The sequence below is a fragment of the Mesorhizobium sp. B4-1-1 genome (genome assembly GCF_006439375.1).
Classification (GTDB): Bacteria; Pseudomonadota; Alphaproteobacteria; order Rhizobiales; family Rhizobiaceae; genus Mesorhizobium.
In genome coordinates this window covers 24,299-39,755 of the sequence record NZ_VFTH01000028.1, presented here as the reverse complement: position 1 = coordinate 39,755, position 15,457 = coordinate 24,299, and the positions used below count along the sequence as shown (strand labels likewise).

Annotated in this window: 16 protein-coding genes; 10 read left to right on the top strand and 6 right to left on the bottom strand. The window is 65.0% G+C overall.

The window, feature by feature from the left end; genetic code table 11:
• Window positions 1-139 precede the first annotated feature (139 nt).
• On the bottom strand, window positions 140-433 hold the full coding sequence (locus FJW10_RS27240) for a 4a-hydroxytetrahydrobiopterin dehydratase (RefSeq protein WP_140836014.1): 294 nt from the start codon (window positions 431-433) through the stop codon (window positions 140-142).
• A 117-nt stretch (window positions 434-550) separates the two neighbouring features.
• Between FJW10_RS27240 and FJW10_RS27235 the strand changes: the two genes are divergently transcribed.
• Window positions 551-1,066 (top strand): low molecular weight protein-tyrosine-phosphatase, encoded by a 516-nt coding sequence (locus FJW10_RS27235; protein ID WP_140902364.1) that lies wholly within the window; start codon window positions 551-553, stop codon window positions 1,064-1,066.
• Here the strand turns inward: FJW10_RS27235 and thpR are convergent.
• Window positions 973-1,566, bottom strand: a complete 594-nt coding sequence (thpR, locus tag FJW10_RS27230) for an RNA 2',3'-cyclic phosphodiesterase (protein ID WP_140836012.1) — start codon at window positions 1,564-1,566, stop codon at window positions 973-975. The genes FJW10_RS27235 and thpR overlap by 94 nt on opposite strands.
• Before the next feature lie 118 nt (window positions 1,567-1,684).
• Complete coding sequence (locus FJW10_RS27225; RefSeq protein ID WP_140902363.1) at window positions 1,685-2,329, bottom strand: arylesterase; 645 nt, start codon at window positions 2,327-2,329, stop codon at window positions 1,685-1,687.
• Window positions 2,330-2,411: 82 nt separating this feature from the next.
• Here FJW10_RS27225 and FJW10_RS27220 point away from each other — a divergent pair, with 82 nt between their 5' ends.
• The 4 genes from FJW10_RS27220 to FJW10_RS27205 all read left to right on the top strand — a co-directional run bounded on the left by FJW10_RS27220 (window position 2,412) and on the right by FJW10_RS27205 (window position 7,325).
• On the top strand, window positions 2,412-3,110 hold the full coding sequence (locus tag FJW10_RS27220) for an ABC transporter ATP-binding protein (protein ID WP_140836010.1): 699 nt from the start codon (window positions 2,412-2,414) through the stop codon (window positions 3,108-3,110).
• The gene (locus FJW10_RS27215; RefSeq protein WP_140902362.1) at window positions 3,110-5,650 is read left to right on the top strand and encodes an ABC transporter permease; all 2,541 of its coding nucleotides are present in this window, start codon (window positions 3,110-3,112) and stop codon (window positions 5,648-5,650) included. The genes FJW10_RS27220 and FJW10_RS27215 overlap by 1 nt, the downstream gene beginning before the upstream one ends.
• A gap of 239 nt (window positions 5,651-5,889) precedes the next feature.
• Complete coding sequence (locus tag FJW10_RS27210) at window positions 5,890-6,630, top strand: Bax inhibitor-1/YccA family protein (RefSeq protein WP_140836008.1); 741 nt, start codon at window positions 5,890-5,892, stop codon at window positions 6,628-6,630.
• Between the two features lie 116 nt (window positions 6,631-6,746).
• Window positions 6,747-7,325, top strand: coding sequence for a GNAT family N-acetyltransferase (locus FJW10_RS27205; RefSeq protein ID WP_140902361.1), 579 nt, complete (start codon window positions 6,747-6,749; stop codon window positions 7,323-7,325).
• A 74-nt stretch (window positions 7,326-7,399) separates the two neighbouring features.
• Here FJW10_RS27205 and FJW10_RS27200 read toward each other — a convergent pair whose 3' ends face one another.
• Complete coding sequence (locus FJW10_RS27200; protein ID WP_140658621.1) at window positions 7,400-7,786, bottom strand: DUF2794 domain-containing protein; 387 nt, start codon at window positions 7,784-7,786, stop codon at window positions 7,400-7,402.
• A 426-nt stretch (window positions 7,787-8,212) separates the two neighbouring features.
• Window positions 8,213-9,001, bottom strand: a complete 789-nt coding sequence (locus FJW10_RS27195; protein WP_140902360.1) for a thioredoxin family protein — start codon at window positions 8,999-9,001, stop codon at window positions 8,213-8,215.
• A 185-nt stretch (window positions 9,002-9,186) separates the two neighbouring features.
• Between FJW10_RS27195 and FJW10_RS27190 the strand changes: the two genes are divergently transcribed.
• On the top strand, window positions 9,187-9,858 hold the full coding sequence (locus FJW10_RS27190) for a ceramidase domain-containing protein (RefSeq protein ID WP_140902359.1): 672 nt from the start codon (window positions 9,187-9,189) through the stop codon (window positions 9,856-9,858).
• 60 nt (window positions 9,859-9,918) lie between these two features.
• Here the strand turns inward: FJW10_RS27190 and acnA are convergent, their stop codons facing one another.
• Window positions 9,919-12,609 carry an aconitate hydratase AcnA gene (gene acnA / locus FJW10_RS27185; RefSeq protein WP_140902358.1) on the bottom strand — a complete coding sequence of 897 codons (2,691 nt, stop codon included), beginning with the start codon at window positions 12,607-12,609 and terminating at the stop codon, window positions 9,919-9,921.
• Window positions 12,610-12,892: 283 nt separating this feature from the next.
• Here acnA and ccmA point away from each other — a divergent pair, with 283 nt between their 5' ends.
• From ccmA to FJW10_RS27160, 4 genes are all read left to right on the top strand, one after another.
• Window positions 12,893-13,495, top strand: coding sequence for a heme ABC exporter ATP-binding protein CcmA (ccmA, locus tag FJW10_RS27180; RefSeq protein WP_140902357.1), 603 nt, complete (start codon window positions 12,893-12,895; stop codon window positions 13,493-13,495).
• Between the two features lie 208 nt (window positions 13,496-13,703).
• Entirely contained in the window at window positions 13,704-14,369 is a 666-nt protein-coding gene (gene ccmB / locus FJW10_RS27170) for a heme exporter protein CcmB (protein ID WP_140836001.1), read from the top strand.
• 117 nt (window positions 14,370-14,486) lie between these two features.
• Window positions 14,487-14,654, top strand: coding sequence for a heme exporter protein CcmD (gene ccmD / locus FJW10_RS27165; RefSeq protein ID WP_140658615.1), 168 nt, complete (start codon window positions 14,487-14,489; stop codon window positions 14,652-14,654).
• Window positions 14,651-15,229, top strand: coding sequence for a DsbE family thiol:disulfide interchange protein (locus tag FJW10_RS27160; RefSeq protein WP_140902355.1), 579 nt, complete (start codon window positions 14,651-14,653; stop codon window positions 15,227-15,229). Before ccmD ends, FJW10_RS27160 begins: the two co-directional genes overlap by 4 nt.
• Window positions 15,230-15,457 lie beyond the last annotated feature (228 nt).

Below are 15,457 nucleotides of genomic sequence, written 5' to 3'. Positions count from 1 at the left end.
AGTTTGGGCGGTTGCTTGGCCGGAAAATCGGAAAAGGGATGCTGGTCAGCGGCGACCTGGGTGGCAATCGCCTAGTTTCCGCGATTGGCCGAGGCGTCCATCCGCCCTGGAATGACGAAGAAAGGCGAGTCTTTTCGCCTCAGCCGAAATAGCGATTCATCCGCTTTGCCAACTCGATATCCAGCGCCGTCACGCCGCCGGCGTCATGCGTGTTCAGCGTCACGTCGACGGTCTTGTAGACATTCGACCAATCCGGATGATGGTCCATCTTTTCGGCCGCCAGCGCCGCGCGCGTCATGAAGGCGAAGGCCTCGGAGAAATTCTTGAAGACGAAGCTGCGTTTGATGGAAGCGCCGTCGGCGGCGAGCGACCAGCCCTCGAGCTCGGCCAGAGCCGTGGCGATCGCGTCCTTGGTCAGTTTTTCCCTGTTCATGTGTGGTCCCTGTGCTATTCGGAAATGGCCTGCACCATAATGCATGTCGCCCAAAAGTGCGCGGCGGTTTTGGGTTGACGACATGCATGAAAACAAAGATTTAAACCTGCCGGATCGATGCGCGAAAAGCCGATAAAATCCATTCTGTTCGTCTGCCTCGGCAATATCTGCCGGTCACCGCTTGCCGAGGGCGTTTTCCATAGCGTGCTGGCCGAGCGCGGGCTGGCCAGCCGCATCGTGCTCGATTCGGCCGCGACCAGCGGCTGGGAGGTCGGCTCCGCGCCCGATCCACGCTCGATCGCGGTGGCCGCAAAGCATGGCGTCGACATTTCAGGGCAGAGGGCGCGCAAGGTGCTGCCGGAGGATTTTTCGCGTTTCGACCTGATCCTCGGCATGGACCACGCGAATGCGCGCGACCTCAAGGCGCTGGCGCCAGCGACCGCGCGCGACCGGGTCCATCTCTATCTGGATTTCGCGACGGGAAAGACCGCGGACGTGCCGGATCCCTATTACGACGGCGCCGAGGCCTTCGCTTCGGTCTATCGCATGATCCGCGAGGCATCCGAGGCGCTGGCGAAGCGGCTCGAGGCCAGCGCTTCACCGACCAGCGGCCAAGCTTCCTCGACGATGTAGGGGCCGCCGCCGACCGAATCGCGCGACGACATCAGGACGAAGCGGCCGACGCGGAAGGGCAGCGCGGCGAAATTGCCGCGCGCCGAAAGATATTGCGCGACATCGAGCGGGCTCCCGTTGCGCAGGCGCGCCAGCGTCACATGCGGCGAGAATTTGCGCGGGTCGGCCGGCAGGCCGAGCCGCTGGCAGATGCGGTCGATCTCGCCCTGCAGCGCCGTCAGGTCGGGCGAGGCCGACACGCCGGCCCATACCGCATGCGGCTTCTTGCCGCCGAAGGCGCCGACGCCGGAGAGCGTCATCTGGAAAGAGGGGCGGTCGACCCGGTCCAGCGCGTTGGCGATCTCGTCGGCGACATGGCCTTCGACATCGCCGATGAAGCGCAGCGTCAGATGGTAGTTTTCGACGTCGATCCAGCGCGCTCCGGGCAACCCGCCCCGGAGCAAGGACAAGGAGAGAGCAGCATCACGCGGAATTTCGAGGGCGGTGAAAAGACGTGGCATGTGAAGCCTCCTGTCCTCGAATCGAAACTCTCGTCCCTAGCGAATCATCGATATAAGCGCGGGGCAAGAGCTTTGTTGTCCACAAAGTTTCCCCAGCGGAAACCGTGGCGTTTTGGACTCACGACGGGCCGCCATTGTCGGCGATCGCCTTCTCGACGGTGGGCAGGATGCGCTCGACGATCACGTCGACGCCCTTCGGATTGGGGTGCAGGCCGTCCTCCAGCTGCAGGTCGGGGTGGCCGGCGACGCCGTCGAGAAAGAACGGATAGAGCGGGACGGCATATTTAGCGGCAAGCTTCGGGTAGATGGCGTCGAAGGCCTGCTGGTAGTCGGCGCCGAGATTGGGCGCGGCGCGCATGCCGGCGAGCAGCACCGGGATGTCGCGCTGCTTCAACTTTGCCAGCATGGCGTCGAGGTTCTTCTCGGCGATGCCGGGAGCGACGCCGCGCAGCATGTCGTTGGCGCCGAGTTCGAGGATGACGAGCCTCGTGCCGTCCGGCACCGACCAGTCGAGCCGCGCCAGCCCGCCGCTCGATGTGTCGCCGGAGACGCCGGCATTGGCGACGGTGATGTCGAGGCCCTTAGCCTTCAGCGCCGCCTGCAGTCTGTCGGTGAAGCCCTGGCCTGGGCCAAGGCCGAAGCCTGCCATCAGGCTGTCGCCGAAGCCGACGATGGTGAAGGTGGCGGCGCGCGCCGGCGTAATGGCGCCGCAAACGGCGAGGAAAAGGATGAGGGCTGCGGCAAAACGGTGTTTGAATGCCATGCGGCGAGCCCCATATGACCGAAACAACCCAAGGAAAGAGACACGGGCCGTCTCCTTTTTCCACATATAGGGCACTTTCATTGTGACAGAAGCCGTCATCGCGCTGAGGGACGTATCGCTGACGCTCGGCGAGGGGGCTTCCTCCGTCCACGTGCTGAAAGGCGTCAGCCTCGATGTCGCGGCCGGCGAAGCCACCGGCATCGTTGGACCGTCGGGCTCGGGCAAATCAACCCTGCTGATGGTTCTTGCCGGCCTGGAACGGGTCGATTCGGGTACGGTCCGGATCGCCGGTGAGCTGCTCAACGGCAAAAGCGAGGACCAGATCGCATCGTTTCGTGGGCGAAACATTGGCATCGTCTTTCAGTCCTTCCATCTCATTCCCAACATGACGGCGCTCGAAAACGTCGCGGTGCCGCTCGAGCTTGCCGGCCATGCCGACCCGTTCGGCGTCGCCGCGCGCGAGCTCGCCGCCGTCGGCCTGAGCGACCGTGTGACGCACTATCCGGGCGAGCTCTCCGGCGGCGAGCAGCAGCGCGTGGCGATCGCCCGGGCGCTGGCGCCGTCGCCGCGCATCCTCATCGCCGACGAGCCGACCGGCAATCTCGACCAGGCGACGGGAAAGCAGATCGCCGATCTTCTGTTCGCCAAGGCGGCGGAACGCGGCATGACGCTGGTGCTGGTGACGCACGACCCGACGCTTGCCGCGCGTTGCGCGCGGCAGGTCTCGATGCGCTCAGGGCGGATCGAGGACGCGCCGAAAGCCGTGAAGGTTCCCGCCTGATGCGGACATTGAAGCTCGCCATCCGCTTCTCGCTGCGCGAGATGCGCGGCGGCCTGTCCGGCTTCATGATCTTCCTTGCCTGCATCGCGCTGGGCGTCGCGGCGATCGGCGGCGTCAATTCGGTGGCGCAGGCGATTTCCGCCGGCGTCGCCAATCAAGGCCAGACGCTGCTTGGCGGCGATCTGCGCTTCCAGGTCAACCAGCGCAGCGCTTCGGACGCCGAGCTCGGCTTCATCAAAAGCCTCGGCACGGTCTCACTGACTTCCGGCATGCGCTCGATGGCGCGGCTGGAAGACGGCTCCGACCAGGCGCTGGTCGAGGCAAAGGCCGTCGACGACGCCTATCCGCTCTACGGCACGCTGGAGACGGATCCGGCGCTGCCGAAGGATCAATTGTTCGGCGAAAGGTCCGGCGTGTTCGGTGCCGTCGCGCCCGACCTGTTGTTCGACCGGCTCAATGTTCGCATCGGCGACAGGCTGAAGCTAGGCAGCGCCATTTTCGAGTTGCGAACCAGGCTGGTCAGCGAGCCGGATGCGGTGTCGGACGGTTTCGGCTTCGCGCCGCGGCTGATGATTTCGCGCGAGGGCCTTGCCGCATCCGGCCTGGTGCAGCCCGGCAGCCTGGTCGAGAACGCCTATAAGGTGAGGCTGCCCGACGGCGCGTCCGAGGCGCGGATCAAGGACATCCAGGCCGAGGCCGCGAAGGATTTCCCGCAGGCCGGCTGGTCGATCCGAACGCGCAGCAACGCGGCACCCGCGCTCTCCGCCAATATCGAGCGCTTCTCGCAGTTCCTGACCCTGGTCGGGCTGACGGCGCTGGTGGTCGGCGGCGTCGGCGTCGCCAACGCGGTGCGCGCCTATCTCGACGGCAAGCGCGGCGTCATCGCCACCTTCAAGAGCTTCGGCGCCTCGGGCGGCTTCGTCTTCACCGTCTATCTGGTGCAGATCCTGTTGATCGCGGGCCTCGGCATCGTGCTCGGGCTGATCCTGGGCGCCGCGATGCCGTTCGTGGCGAGCGCGCTCCTGCAGTCGGTCATCCCGGTGCCCGCGCAAGGCGGCTTCTATCCTGGCGCGCTCGCCATGGCCGCACTCTTCGGCTTGCTGGTGACGCTGGCCTTCGCGCTGCTGCCGCTCGGCCGCGCCCGCGACGTGCCGGCAACCGCGCTGTTCCGCGAAATGGGATTCGAGAGCCGCGGCCTGCCGCGCCTGCCCTATACGGGCGCTGCTCTGGCGATCGTGCTGGCGCTGGCGGCGCTGGCGATCCTCTCGGCCAATGATTACCGCATCGCCTCGATCTTCGTCGGCGCCACGGTCTTCGCCTTCCTGGTGCTGCGGCTGGTGGCGTTGCTGGTGCAGTGGGCGGCAAAAAAGAGCCCGCGCGTGCGTTTCGTTTCGCTGCGGCTGGCGCTCGGCAACATCCATCGTCCGGGCGCGCTGACGCCCTCGGTGGTGCTGTCGCTTGGCCTCGGGCTGACGCTGTTGGTGACGCTGGCGCTGATCGACGGGAATCTCAGGCGGCAGATCTCCGGCAGCCTGCCGGAGCGGGCGCCGAACTTCTTCTTCGTCGATATCCAGAGCAGCGACGTCGACGCCTTCGCCAGCCTCGTCGGCAAGGAGTCGCCTCGGGGAACGCTGGTCAAGGTGCCGATGCTGCGCGGCCGCATCATGGCGCTCAACGGCGTCGACGTCGACAAGGTGAAGATCCCGGCCGACGGCGCCTGGGTGCTGCGCGGCGACCGCGGCCTGACCTATGACGCGAAACAGCCGGAAAATACGACGCTGACCGAAGGCGCGTGGTGGCCGCAGGACTATTCCGGCGAGCCGCTGGTGTCGTTCTCGGCGGAGGAGGGCAAGGCGATCGGGCTGAAGCTCGGTGACACCGTCACCGTCAATGTGCTGGGACGCAACGTCACGGCGAAAATAGCCAATTTCCGTCAGGTGCAATGGGAGACGATGGGCATCAACTTCGTCATGGATTTCTCGCCCAACACCTTCGCCGGGGCGCCGCATGGCTGGCTGGCGACGCTGACCGACAAACAAGCCAGCACGGCCGACGACGCAAGGCTGCTCAATGCCGTCACCCGCGCCTTTCCGGCGGTGACGACGGTGCGGGTCAAGGACGCGCTCGACATCGTCAACCGGCTGGTCGCGCAATTGGGCATGGCGATCCGTGCCGCCGCCGGCGTGGCGCTGATCGCCTCGGTGCTGGTGCTCTCCGGCGCGCTTGCCGCCGGCAACCGGGCGCGCATCCACGACGCGGTGGTGCTGAAGACGCTCGGCGCGACGCGGCGGACGCTGATTACGGCCTTCTCGCTGGAATATGTGCTGATCGGCCTCGCGACGGCGCTGTTCGCGCTTGCCGCCGGCGGCATCGCCGCCTGGTTCGTGGTCGCGCATATCATGACGCTGCCGTCGCATTTCATGCCGGAGGTCGCGGTGGCGACGATCCTGGTTTCGCTGGCGGTCACCGTCGGCATCGGCCTTGCCGGCACCTGGCGGGTGCTCGGTCACAAGGCGGCACCGGTGCTGCGCAACCTTTGACGGAGGGCCGAGAGCCGCCCGCCCGGTTAAATCTTTGTAAGAATGCCGCCCGGAAGACCCAAAAACCGGCCTTTTGCCTTCTCACAAAGCGTTACGGCCCGTTACCGTCTTGTTCTTGACGTCAAGAACCATCATATTTCGCGCTAGGCATGCTGGAGCTCCGCCAGCGGCGCCTGGTCCCGGGGACCGCTCCGAGCGGACCTGTCACCGGACGGGGCAGAAGCAACAGAGGATTTCCAATGGCTGATCCCATTCGCAACTACCAGACGTCCGCCGCCCCCGGCGCGCGCGTCGATATCGATCAGGGCCTGCGCGCCTATATGATCAAGGTCTACAACCTCATGGGGCTTGGCCTTTTGATCACCGGCCTTGCCGCCTGGGGCGCCTTCCAGCTCGCCGTGACGGGCGACGGCCAGCTGACCGCCTTCGGGCAGCTCATCTATGCAAGCGCGTTCCGCTGGGTCGTCATCCTGGCGCCGCTCGCCGCCGTGATGTTCCTGTCGTTCCGTATCCAGTCGATGAGCGTGGGCGCGGCGCAAGCCACATTCTGGGTCTATGCCGGCCTTGTCGGCCTGTCGCTGTCGACGATCTTCCTCGTCTACACCGGCACCAGCATCACCCAGACCTTCTTCGCCACGGCCGCGGCCTTCGGCGGCCTGTCGCTCTACGGCTACACGACCAGGCGGGACCTGTCGGCGTTCGGCTCATTCCTGATCATGGGCGTGATCGGCCTGCTGATCGCGATGCTGATCAACATCTTCCTGCAGTCGTCGGCGCTCGCTTTCGCGATCTCGGCGATCGGTGTGCTGGTCTTTGCGGGTCTCACCGCCTACGACACGCAGAAGATCAAGGAGATGTATTTCGAAGGTGACGTCGCCGATGTCGCCGGCCGCAAGGCGATCATGGGCGCGCTGCGCCTCTATCTCGACTTCATCAACCTGTTCATGTTCCTGCTGCAGTTCATGGGCGACCGCCGCTAAGGGCGGTTCCCAGTCTCAGTGGACCATAGACTTTGCGAAGGGCGGCCCAACGGCCGCCCTTTCTTTTTGCGCGGTCCTCTGCTGTTATCGAGGCAGGAAAGAGAACTGCACAAATTATGAGCAATACTGCGATCAGGGCCGCCACCGCGGCCGACCTCGACCGAATCACCGAAATCTATGCCGATGCGGTCGCGCATGGCACGGCGAGCTACGAGCTGGAGCCGCCCAGCCGCGCCGAAATGGGCGACCGATTCGACAGCCTGGCGGCCGGCGGCTTTCCTTATCTCGTGGCGGAGAATGACGGCATCGTGCTTGGCTACGCCTATGCCGGGCCGTTCCGGCCGCGCCCCGCCTACCGATTCGTCGTCGAGGATTCGGTCTATGTCGCGCCGGAGGCCAAGGGGCAAGGCGCCGGCTTCCTGCTGATGCAGGCCCTGATCGAGACGGCGCGCGCAGCAGGCTTCCGCCAGATCATCGCGGTGATCGGCGACGGCCACGCGGACAGCGCCTCGGTGCGGCTACACGAGAAGCTCGGCTTCCGCCATTCCGGTCGTCTGGAAGCATCGGGCTACAAGCACGGGCGCTGGCTGGACACGGTGTTCATGCAGCTATCGCTGAATGGCGGCGCGGAACTGCCGCCCGATCCGAATTCGCTGCCGGAATGGAAGTTTCGCGAAAGGCTGAAGGGGAATTGAAGAACTGGGGAATTGGGCAATTGAAGAAAGGTATTCAGAGTCCTTTCTCCAGTTCCTCAATTCCTCTTTCCAGACTACGCCTCGACAACCTTCAGCTTGGCATCGAACACGCCAAGCACGCGGCCGAGTTCCTGGCTGCGCTTCAGGATGCGGCCGCCTGCGGCGATCACGGCAAAAGCGCCTTGCCGGCGCGCCAGCCTGGGGTCCTTGACGATCTGGAAAAGCGGCACTTCGCTGGCCCGGCGGAAGACGGAAAAGACAGCGCGATCAGTGAGATGGTCGATCGCGTAGTCGCGCCATTCATTGGCCGCCACCATGCGTCCGTAAAGCCTCAGGATCTGGTCGAGCTCGCGCCGGTCGAATCGCACCGGCTGATCGAGGCGGGCGTTGCGCGCCTCGTGCAACGGGATCAATATTCCGGATGCTTCCCCATCCTCCGTCCCGCTGCTGTGATCGGTCATGCCTCGATCCTTCGATTGAATCATGCGCCGGGCAAGGTTCGCGCTTTCATGATGGAATTGCAAGGGCGCGGTCTAATTGCAAGGGCCGGCTAAGCACGCGCGCGGTCGCGCGGTTTCCCAAACGTCCAGTCACATTTGCGAAACACATGTTGGAATTGGTGATGCTCCGCCACATTCTCGCCACAAATAATCCGCGCTCATGCCCCAATGTCCGACGAATTTACCGGCGTTGCCTGAGACGGTTCGGTCCGGCACCGGCTCGTAAACCCCAAGCCCCCCGCCCACGGGTCAGCGTCGGATCGAACCAACCTCGGTTTTTCCTTGGAAAAATCAGGTGCGACGATCCCAAAACCTGAATGACCGGCGTCAGAAGCAAGCTGACGCCGGTTTTTTATTTCCCTTCTCCCCTTGTGGGAGAAGGTGAAGCTAAAGCTGGTCGGGCTTGCGGATGAAGGCGGCGCCGAGGATCGGGCCGGGCATGCCGTCCCGACCGACCGACTGCAGCAGCACCGCGCAGCCGCCCTTCTTGGCGATCTCGGTCATCGGCAATTCGTAACGCTGCGCCTTGCCGTGCCACATGCCGGCGGTCTGGATGTCGGAAACGGCGTTCCAGTAGGTCAGGCTGCGGCCGCTGTTCTCGCCCTGGCCTATCTTCACCATCTGCGGCGGATCGAAATAGACGATCACCACATGGGCGTCGGTCGGGCCGTTGCCGGCATCGCCCGCGTCGATCATGACACGGTCGCTGGTGCGGCTGACTTTGATGGCGACCCGCATGCCCTCACCGATCCTGTCCATCCGCGCCAAGGCGCCGTCGACATCCTTGCGGCTGGCGCCGTTGACGTGGCTGCGGCCATTGATGACGGCTTGCGGCGTGTAGACCGAGCGGCTGCCGAAGGCGCGCATATAGTCATACTGACGGTCGGTGTTCTCCTTGGTGCTCAGCGTGTCCTGCCAGCCGAGATAGTCCCAGTAATTGACGTGGTAGGCGAGCGCGACGATGTCGTCCTTGCCGGCGAGCTCGGCAAACAACTCGTCGGCCGGTGGGCAGGAACTGCAGCCCTGACTGGTGAACAATTCGACCACGCCCAAAGGCTTGTCGGCTTGAGGCTTGCCGGTCGCGGCCTTCTCAGGCTCGGCTGCCAGGGCCGCGCCGCCCAACGCCGTAAGGGCCAGCGCTACTGCCGCAAGCCGCAATCGTCCTCGAAATGCCATGACTTTTCCAATTCCCGCCGGTGACGCCGGCTTTGTTCTGATTGCTAAAATATGTGGCAGAAGCGCCAGTCAACGGGAAGTCACGTTGCGGTGAAATTTTTGCTGTTGCTGCCGCAGGTAAGGGCGCAATAGGAGAGGCGGTTGCATTTCAAGGCTTGGTTCGATTCGGGGGCAGCATCCTCACCATGTGGCAAACTCTCCTGACCCCTGTCGATCTCTATTGCGAACGGACGGGGCCTGGACTTTGGGCCGAGCCGGCTAATGCTTTGACCAACCTGGCTTTCATTGCCGCGGGACTATGGGGCGTCCAGCAGGTGCGGCGATACAAGACCGGCGCCTTCGCCGAAGTGCTGGCCTGGTGGGTGGTGGCGATCGGCATCGGCTCGACCCTTTTCCACACCTTCGCCAGCAAAGGCACGATCTGGGCCGACATCCTGCCGATCGCCGGCTTCACGCTGGCCTACACGCTGTTCAACCTGCGGCGTTTCCTCGGCATGGAATGGGGCAAGGCGATCCTCGTCTTCGTCGCCTTCTATGTCGTCGCCGGGTTGATCGCCTTCGCCGTGCCTGACTGGCTGCGCCAAGCGTCGAACGGCACCACGGGCTACCTGCCGCCCTTCCTGGCGCTCGCCTTCTTCGGAGCGTGGGTGGCGGCCACCGGCAACCGGGCCGGCTGGTACAATCTGACCGGGTCGGCGATCTTCGTCGTCTCGGTCCTCTGCCGCATGATCGACCCGCTGGTCTGCGCCAGCTTCCCGCTCGGCACGCATTTCCTCTGGCATGTCTTCAACGGGCTGATGCTCGCCGTGTTGCTGGCGGCGACGGCGCGGTTCGGGAAGCCGAAGGTAAGGCAGTAGGCAGTAGGCAGTAGGTGTCCTTTCCCTACTGCCTAATGCCTAAGCCCTATTCCCTGGCCGCTACGCGGCCAGGTCGCGCAGCACGTATTGCAGGATGCCGCCGTTCTTGAAGTAGTCGAGCTCATCCAGCGTATCGATGCGGCAGATGATCGGCACGTTCTTCACCGTGCCGTCGCCATAGGTGACCTTGGCGACCATCTTCTGGCGCGGCTTGATCGCGTCCAGGCCATCGATCTCGACCAGCTCGTCGCCCTTCAGATTGAGCGAGGCCCATGAGGTGCCGTCCTCGAAGACGAAGGGGATGACGCCCATGCCGACCAGGTTGGAGCGGTGGATGCGCTCGAAGGACTGGGCGATGACCGCGCGGACGCCGAGCAGATTGGTGCCCTTGGCCGCCCAGTCGCGCGACGAGCCGTTGCCGTATTCGACGCCGGCGAAGATCACCAGCGGCACGCCTTGCTGCTTGTACTCCATCGCCGCGTCGTAGATCGACATCTCCTCCTTCGAGGGATAGTGGATCGTGTAGCCGCCCTCGCGGCCGTTCTCGCCCAGCATGTGGTTGCGGATGCGGATGTTGGCGAAGGTGCCGCGCATCATCACCTCATGGTTGCCGCGCCGCGTGCCGTACTGGTTGAAGTCGGCGACGCCGACGCCATGCTCGGTCAGATACTTGCCGGCCGGCGATGCGGCCTTGATCGAGCCAGCCGGCGAGATGTGATCGGTGGTGATCTTGTCGCCGAAGAGGCCGAGCACGCGCGCGCCCTTGATGTCGCCGACCTTGCCGAAGGAGCGGCCCATGCCGGCGAAATAGGGCGGGTTCTGCACATAGGTCGAGTGGTCGTCCCAGGCATAGGTCTGGCCTTCCGGCGCCTTGACCTTCTGCCAGTAGGCGTCGCCCTTGAAGACGTCGGCATATTTGCGGGCGAACAGCTCGCGGGTGACGTTCTTCTCGATGAACTCCTGGATCTCGGCCGAGGTCGGCCAGATGTCCTTGAGATAGACCGGCTTGCCGTCGCTGCCCTCGCCGAGCGGCTCGGTGGTCAGGTCCCTGGTCACCGTGCCGGCCAGCGCATGCGCCACCACCAGCGGCGGCGAGGCGAGGTAGTTCGCCTGGACGTCCGGCGATACGCGGCCTTCGAAGTTGCGGTTGCCGGAAAGCACCGCGGCGGCGATCAGGCCCTTGTCGTTGATGGTCTTGGAGATCGGCGCCGGCAGCGGGCCGGAATTGCCGATGCAGGTGGTGCAGCCGAAACCGACCAGGTTGAAGCCGATCTGGTCGAGCTCCTTCTGCAGGCCGGACTTTTCGAGATATTCGGCCACCACCTGGCTGCCGGGGGCGAGCGAGGTTTTCACCCATGGCTTCTGCTTCAGGCCGCGGCGGTTGGCGTTGCGGGCAAGCAGGCCGGCGCCGATCAGCACGCTCGGGTTCGAGGTGTTGGTGCAGGAGGTGATGGCGGCGATGACGACGTCGCCATGGCCGAGATCGTAATCGGTGCCTTCGACGGCGTAGCGCTTGGAAATTTCGGCGGCCTTCTTGTATTCGGTCTCCATCGCCTTGGCGAAGCCGGCGGGGATGTCCTGCAGGGCGACGCGGCCCTCTGGGCGCTTCGGGCCGGCCATCGACGGCACGACGTCGCCGAGGTCGAGCTCGAGCAGGTCGGTGAAGACCGGATCGGCCGAGCCTGTGTCGCGCCACATGCCTTGCGCCTTGGAATAGGCCTCGACCAGCGCGATGCGGTTCTCCTCGCGGCCGGACATTGTCAGGTAGCGGATGGTTTCCGAGTCGACCGGGAAGAAGCCGCAGGTCGCGCCATATTCCGGCGCCATGTTGCCGATAGTGGCGCGGTCGGCCAGCGTCATGTTGGAGAGGCCGGGGCCGAAGAACTCGACGAATTTGCCGACGACGCCCTTCTTGCGCAGCATCTGGGTGACGGTGAGCACCAGGTCGGTGGCGGTGACGCCTTCCTTGAGCTTGCCGGTGAGGCGGAAGCCGATGACTTCCGGCAAGAGCATGGAGACCGGCTGGCCGAGCATCGCGGCCTCGGCCTCGATGCCGCCGACGCCCCAGCCCAAAACACCGAGGCCGTTGATCATGGTGGTGTGCGAATCGGTGCCGACGCAGGTATCGGGATAGGCGGTGTTCTCGCCGTCTTCAGCGTTGGTCCACACGACCTGTCCCAGATATTCGAGGTTGACCTGGTGGCAGATGCCGGTGCCGGGCGGCACGACGCGGAAGTTGCGGAAGGCCTGCTGGCCCCATTTCAGGAATTTGTAGCGCTCCTCGTTGCGCTCATATTCCAGCTCGACATTGCGGGCGAAGGCCATCGGCGTGCCGAACTCGTCGACGATGACGGAGTGGTCGATGACGAGGTCGACCGGCACCAGCGGATTGATCTTCTCGGGGTCGCCGCCGAGCGCCTTGATGCCGTCGCGCATCGCCGCCAGGTCGACCACCGCCGGAACGCCGGTGAAATCCTGCATCAGCACGCGGGCCGGGCGGTAGGCGATCTCGACGCCGGCGGTGCCCTTGTCGGTCAGCCAGGCGGCGACCGCCTGGATCGATTCCCTGGTGACCGAACGGCCATCCTCGTTGCGCAACAGGTTCTCCAGCAGCACCTTCATCGAATAAGGCAGCTGGGCGATGCCGGTGAGGCCGTTCTTCTCGGCCTCGACGAGGTTGAAATAAACATAGTCAGCGCCACCCACGGTCAGGGTGCGGCGGCAATTGAAACTGTCGAGGGATTTGGTCACGGCGATCCGTCCTTGTCTGTTCAGCCTGAAAGGGAACGGACGCCGTTGGCATGCAATCACGCGCAAAGGTGCGGGTACGGCCATTTCCGCTGTCCGCTCCCAAGCAACCCGAGCCGTTCAAGGCGGCGCGTGCGCTGGTTCGGCGCTAATTCTGATCCCGCGCCGACCGCTGGCACGGATGAACCGCATATAGAGAATTTCCTGGAATAGTTCTAGACAGTCGAAGGACGAATTTGCGTGAGCCGGAAACGGCCACGAAACGGTGCTTTCGGGACGGGCAAGAATGCGGCTGATCGCCGAAAATCTAGGCGGCGAGCGCGGCGGCGAGACGGTTTTTTCCAACATCGGCTTTGCGCTGGACAAGGGCGAGGCGCTCATTGTCACCGGTCCGAACGGCTCGGGCAAATCGACGCTGCTCAGAATCGTCGCCGGCCTGCTGCCGGCCGCGCAAGGAAAGGTGCGGTTCGAGGATGGGGGCGAGGCCTTCCCGACGGTCGCCTCAGCTTCCCATTATCTCGGCCATCTCAACGCGATGAAGACGGCGCTCAGCGTCGAGGAGAATCTCGGCTTCTGGCGCGCGTTCCAGGGTGAACCGGGGTTGAGCGTCGAGGAAGCGCTGGAGACGGTGGCGCTCGGCGGTCTCGGACATCTGCCCTTCGGCTATCTGTCGACCGGGCAGAGACGGCGGGCCTCGATCGCCAAGCTCCTGGTGAGCCGCCGGCCGGTCTGGCTGCTCGACGAGCCGACCGCGGGGCTGGACAAGGCATCGGAGGATCGGTTCGCGGGGCTGATGCGGGGGCATCTGCGTGACGGAGGGATTGTCGTGGCGGCCACGCATCTGCCGCTGGGGCTGGAGGGGGCGAAGGTGTTGAGGATGGGCGACTGATGTCGGCGCGAGGCACCCCCCTCTGTCCTGCCGGACATCTCCCCCGCAAGGGGGGAGATTGGCGGCTTCGGCGCCGGCATCTCCTTCGCGGCGTCGGTGATTGGCGAAAGTCCGCGCGACATTCGATCTCCCCCCTTGTGGGGGAGATGGCCGGCAGGCCAGAGGGGGGTGTGCCGGAGCGCCAGCCTCGCCAAGGGATCCCTTTGTAATGTGGCCCCTCTTCCTGCGCGATATCCGCCTTTCCATCCGCGCCGGCGGCGGGGCGCTGATCGGGGTCATCTTCTTCCTCGCCGTCATCGTCACCATTCCGTTCGGCGTCGGTCCCGACCTCAACCTCTTGTCGCGCATCGGCCCGGCGATCCTGTGGATCGCCGCCCTGCTTGCCTGCCTGCTCGGCCTCGACCGCCTGTTCCAGGCTGATCGCGAAGACGGCTCGCTCGATCTGCTGGTGCTGAACAACGACCGCCACATGCTGGCGCTGACGGTGCTGACGAAGTGCCTGGCGCACTGGACCGGCAGCGTGCTGCCGCTGGTGATCGCCGCGCCTCTGCTTGGCCTGTTCATGAACATGGAGCCGCTCGGCATCGGCGCCACGGCGCTCACGCTTCTCGTCGGCACGCCGGCCATCACTTTCATCGGCGCCGCGGGTGCCGCGGTAGCGGTGGCGCTGCCGCGCGGCGGATTGCTGATTTCGGTGCTGGTGCTGCCTTTGACCATTCCGGTGCTGATCTTCGGCGTTTCGGCAAGCTATGGCGCGGTGGCCGATCCGGCGCCATTCCTCCAGCCCTTCCTCATTCTTGCCGCGCTGACGCTGTTTCTTGCGGTGCTCGGTCCCTTGGCGGCGGCGCTGGCGCTGCGGCATGGGACGGATTGAGACGACGAGGACGTTCCTTCACTGCGGCACCGCGACAAATTGCGGAACTGCCAGTGCGAGGTTAAGGGAAGACATGATCGCAACGATTGGCACGGCGGAGAGCGGGGAGCGGCTGACATGAGCGCGCACGCCCTCTTCGTCACCGCCGCCTATGCCATCACCGCCGTCGTGCTCGCCGGGCTGATCGGCTGGATCCTGCTCGACCAGCGGGCGCGCAAGCGCGAGCTCGCGGCGCTGGAAGCGGCCGGAGTGCGCCGGCGCTCCGACAAGGCTGTCAAATCATGAGCATCGAAACCGAAACGCCGGCGCCGCGGCGTCGCCTGTTCGTGCTTCTGCCGCTTCTGGTGTTCCTGGGCCTGGCGGGGCTGTTCCTGTCGCAGCTGCTTTCGGGCCGCGATGCCTCTGAAATCCCCTCGGCATTGATCGGGCTGCCGGCGCCGCAGACCAGCCTGCCGCCGCTCGAAGGGATCAGCCTGCCGGGGCTGGATACAAAGTCCTTTACCGGCAAGGTGACACTGGTCAACGTGTTCGCGTCCTGGTGCGCGCCGTGCCGGGAGGAGCATCCGGTGCTGCTCGGCCTGTCGCAGGACAAGCGCTTCACGCTTGCCGCGCTGAACTACAAGGACCAGCCGGAAAACGCCCGCCGCTTCCTTGGCGATCTCGGCAATCCGTATCAGGCGATCGGCGTCGATCCGGCCGGACGCGCGGCGATCGACTGGGGCGTCTACGGCGTGCCCGAGACCTTCGTCATCGGCAAGGATGGCAGGATCGCCTACAAGCATGTCGGGCCGCTGACGCCCGAGTCGGTCAGGGCGTTGCTGTTGCCGCAGATCGAGAAAGCGCTGGCGGCGCCGGGCTGACGTGGCGCCGGGCTGAGGCGCCTGTCACGTTCGTCATTCTAGGGCGAAGCAAGGAGCGAAGCGACGCGCGCAGACCCTAGAATCCATTCCGTGACGCCTGACCGAGGAGCGCGGCGGCCCAGAATTGGCGCTTGCGCGCGCACGTGTCTTCGCCGCCGCGGCGCTCGAAAGTCACGGCATGGATCCCTGGGTCTTCGCGCCGCTACGCGTCACTGCGCCCAAGGATGA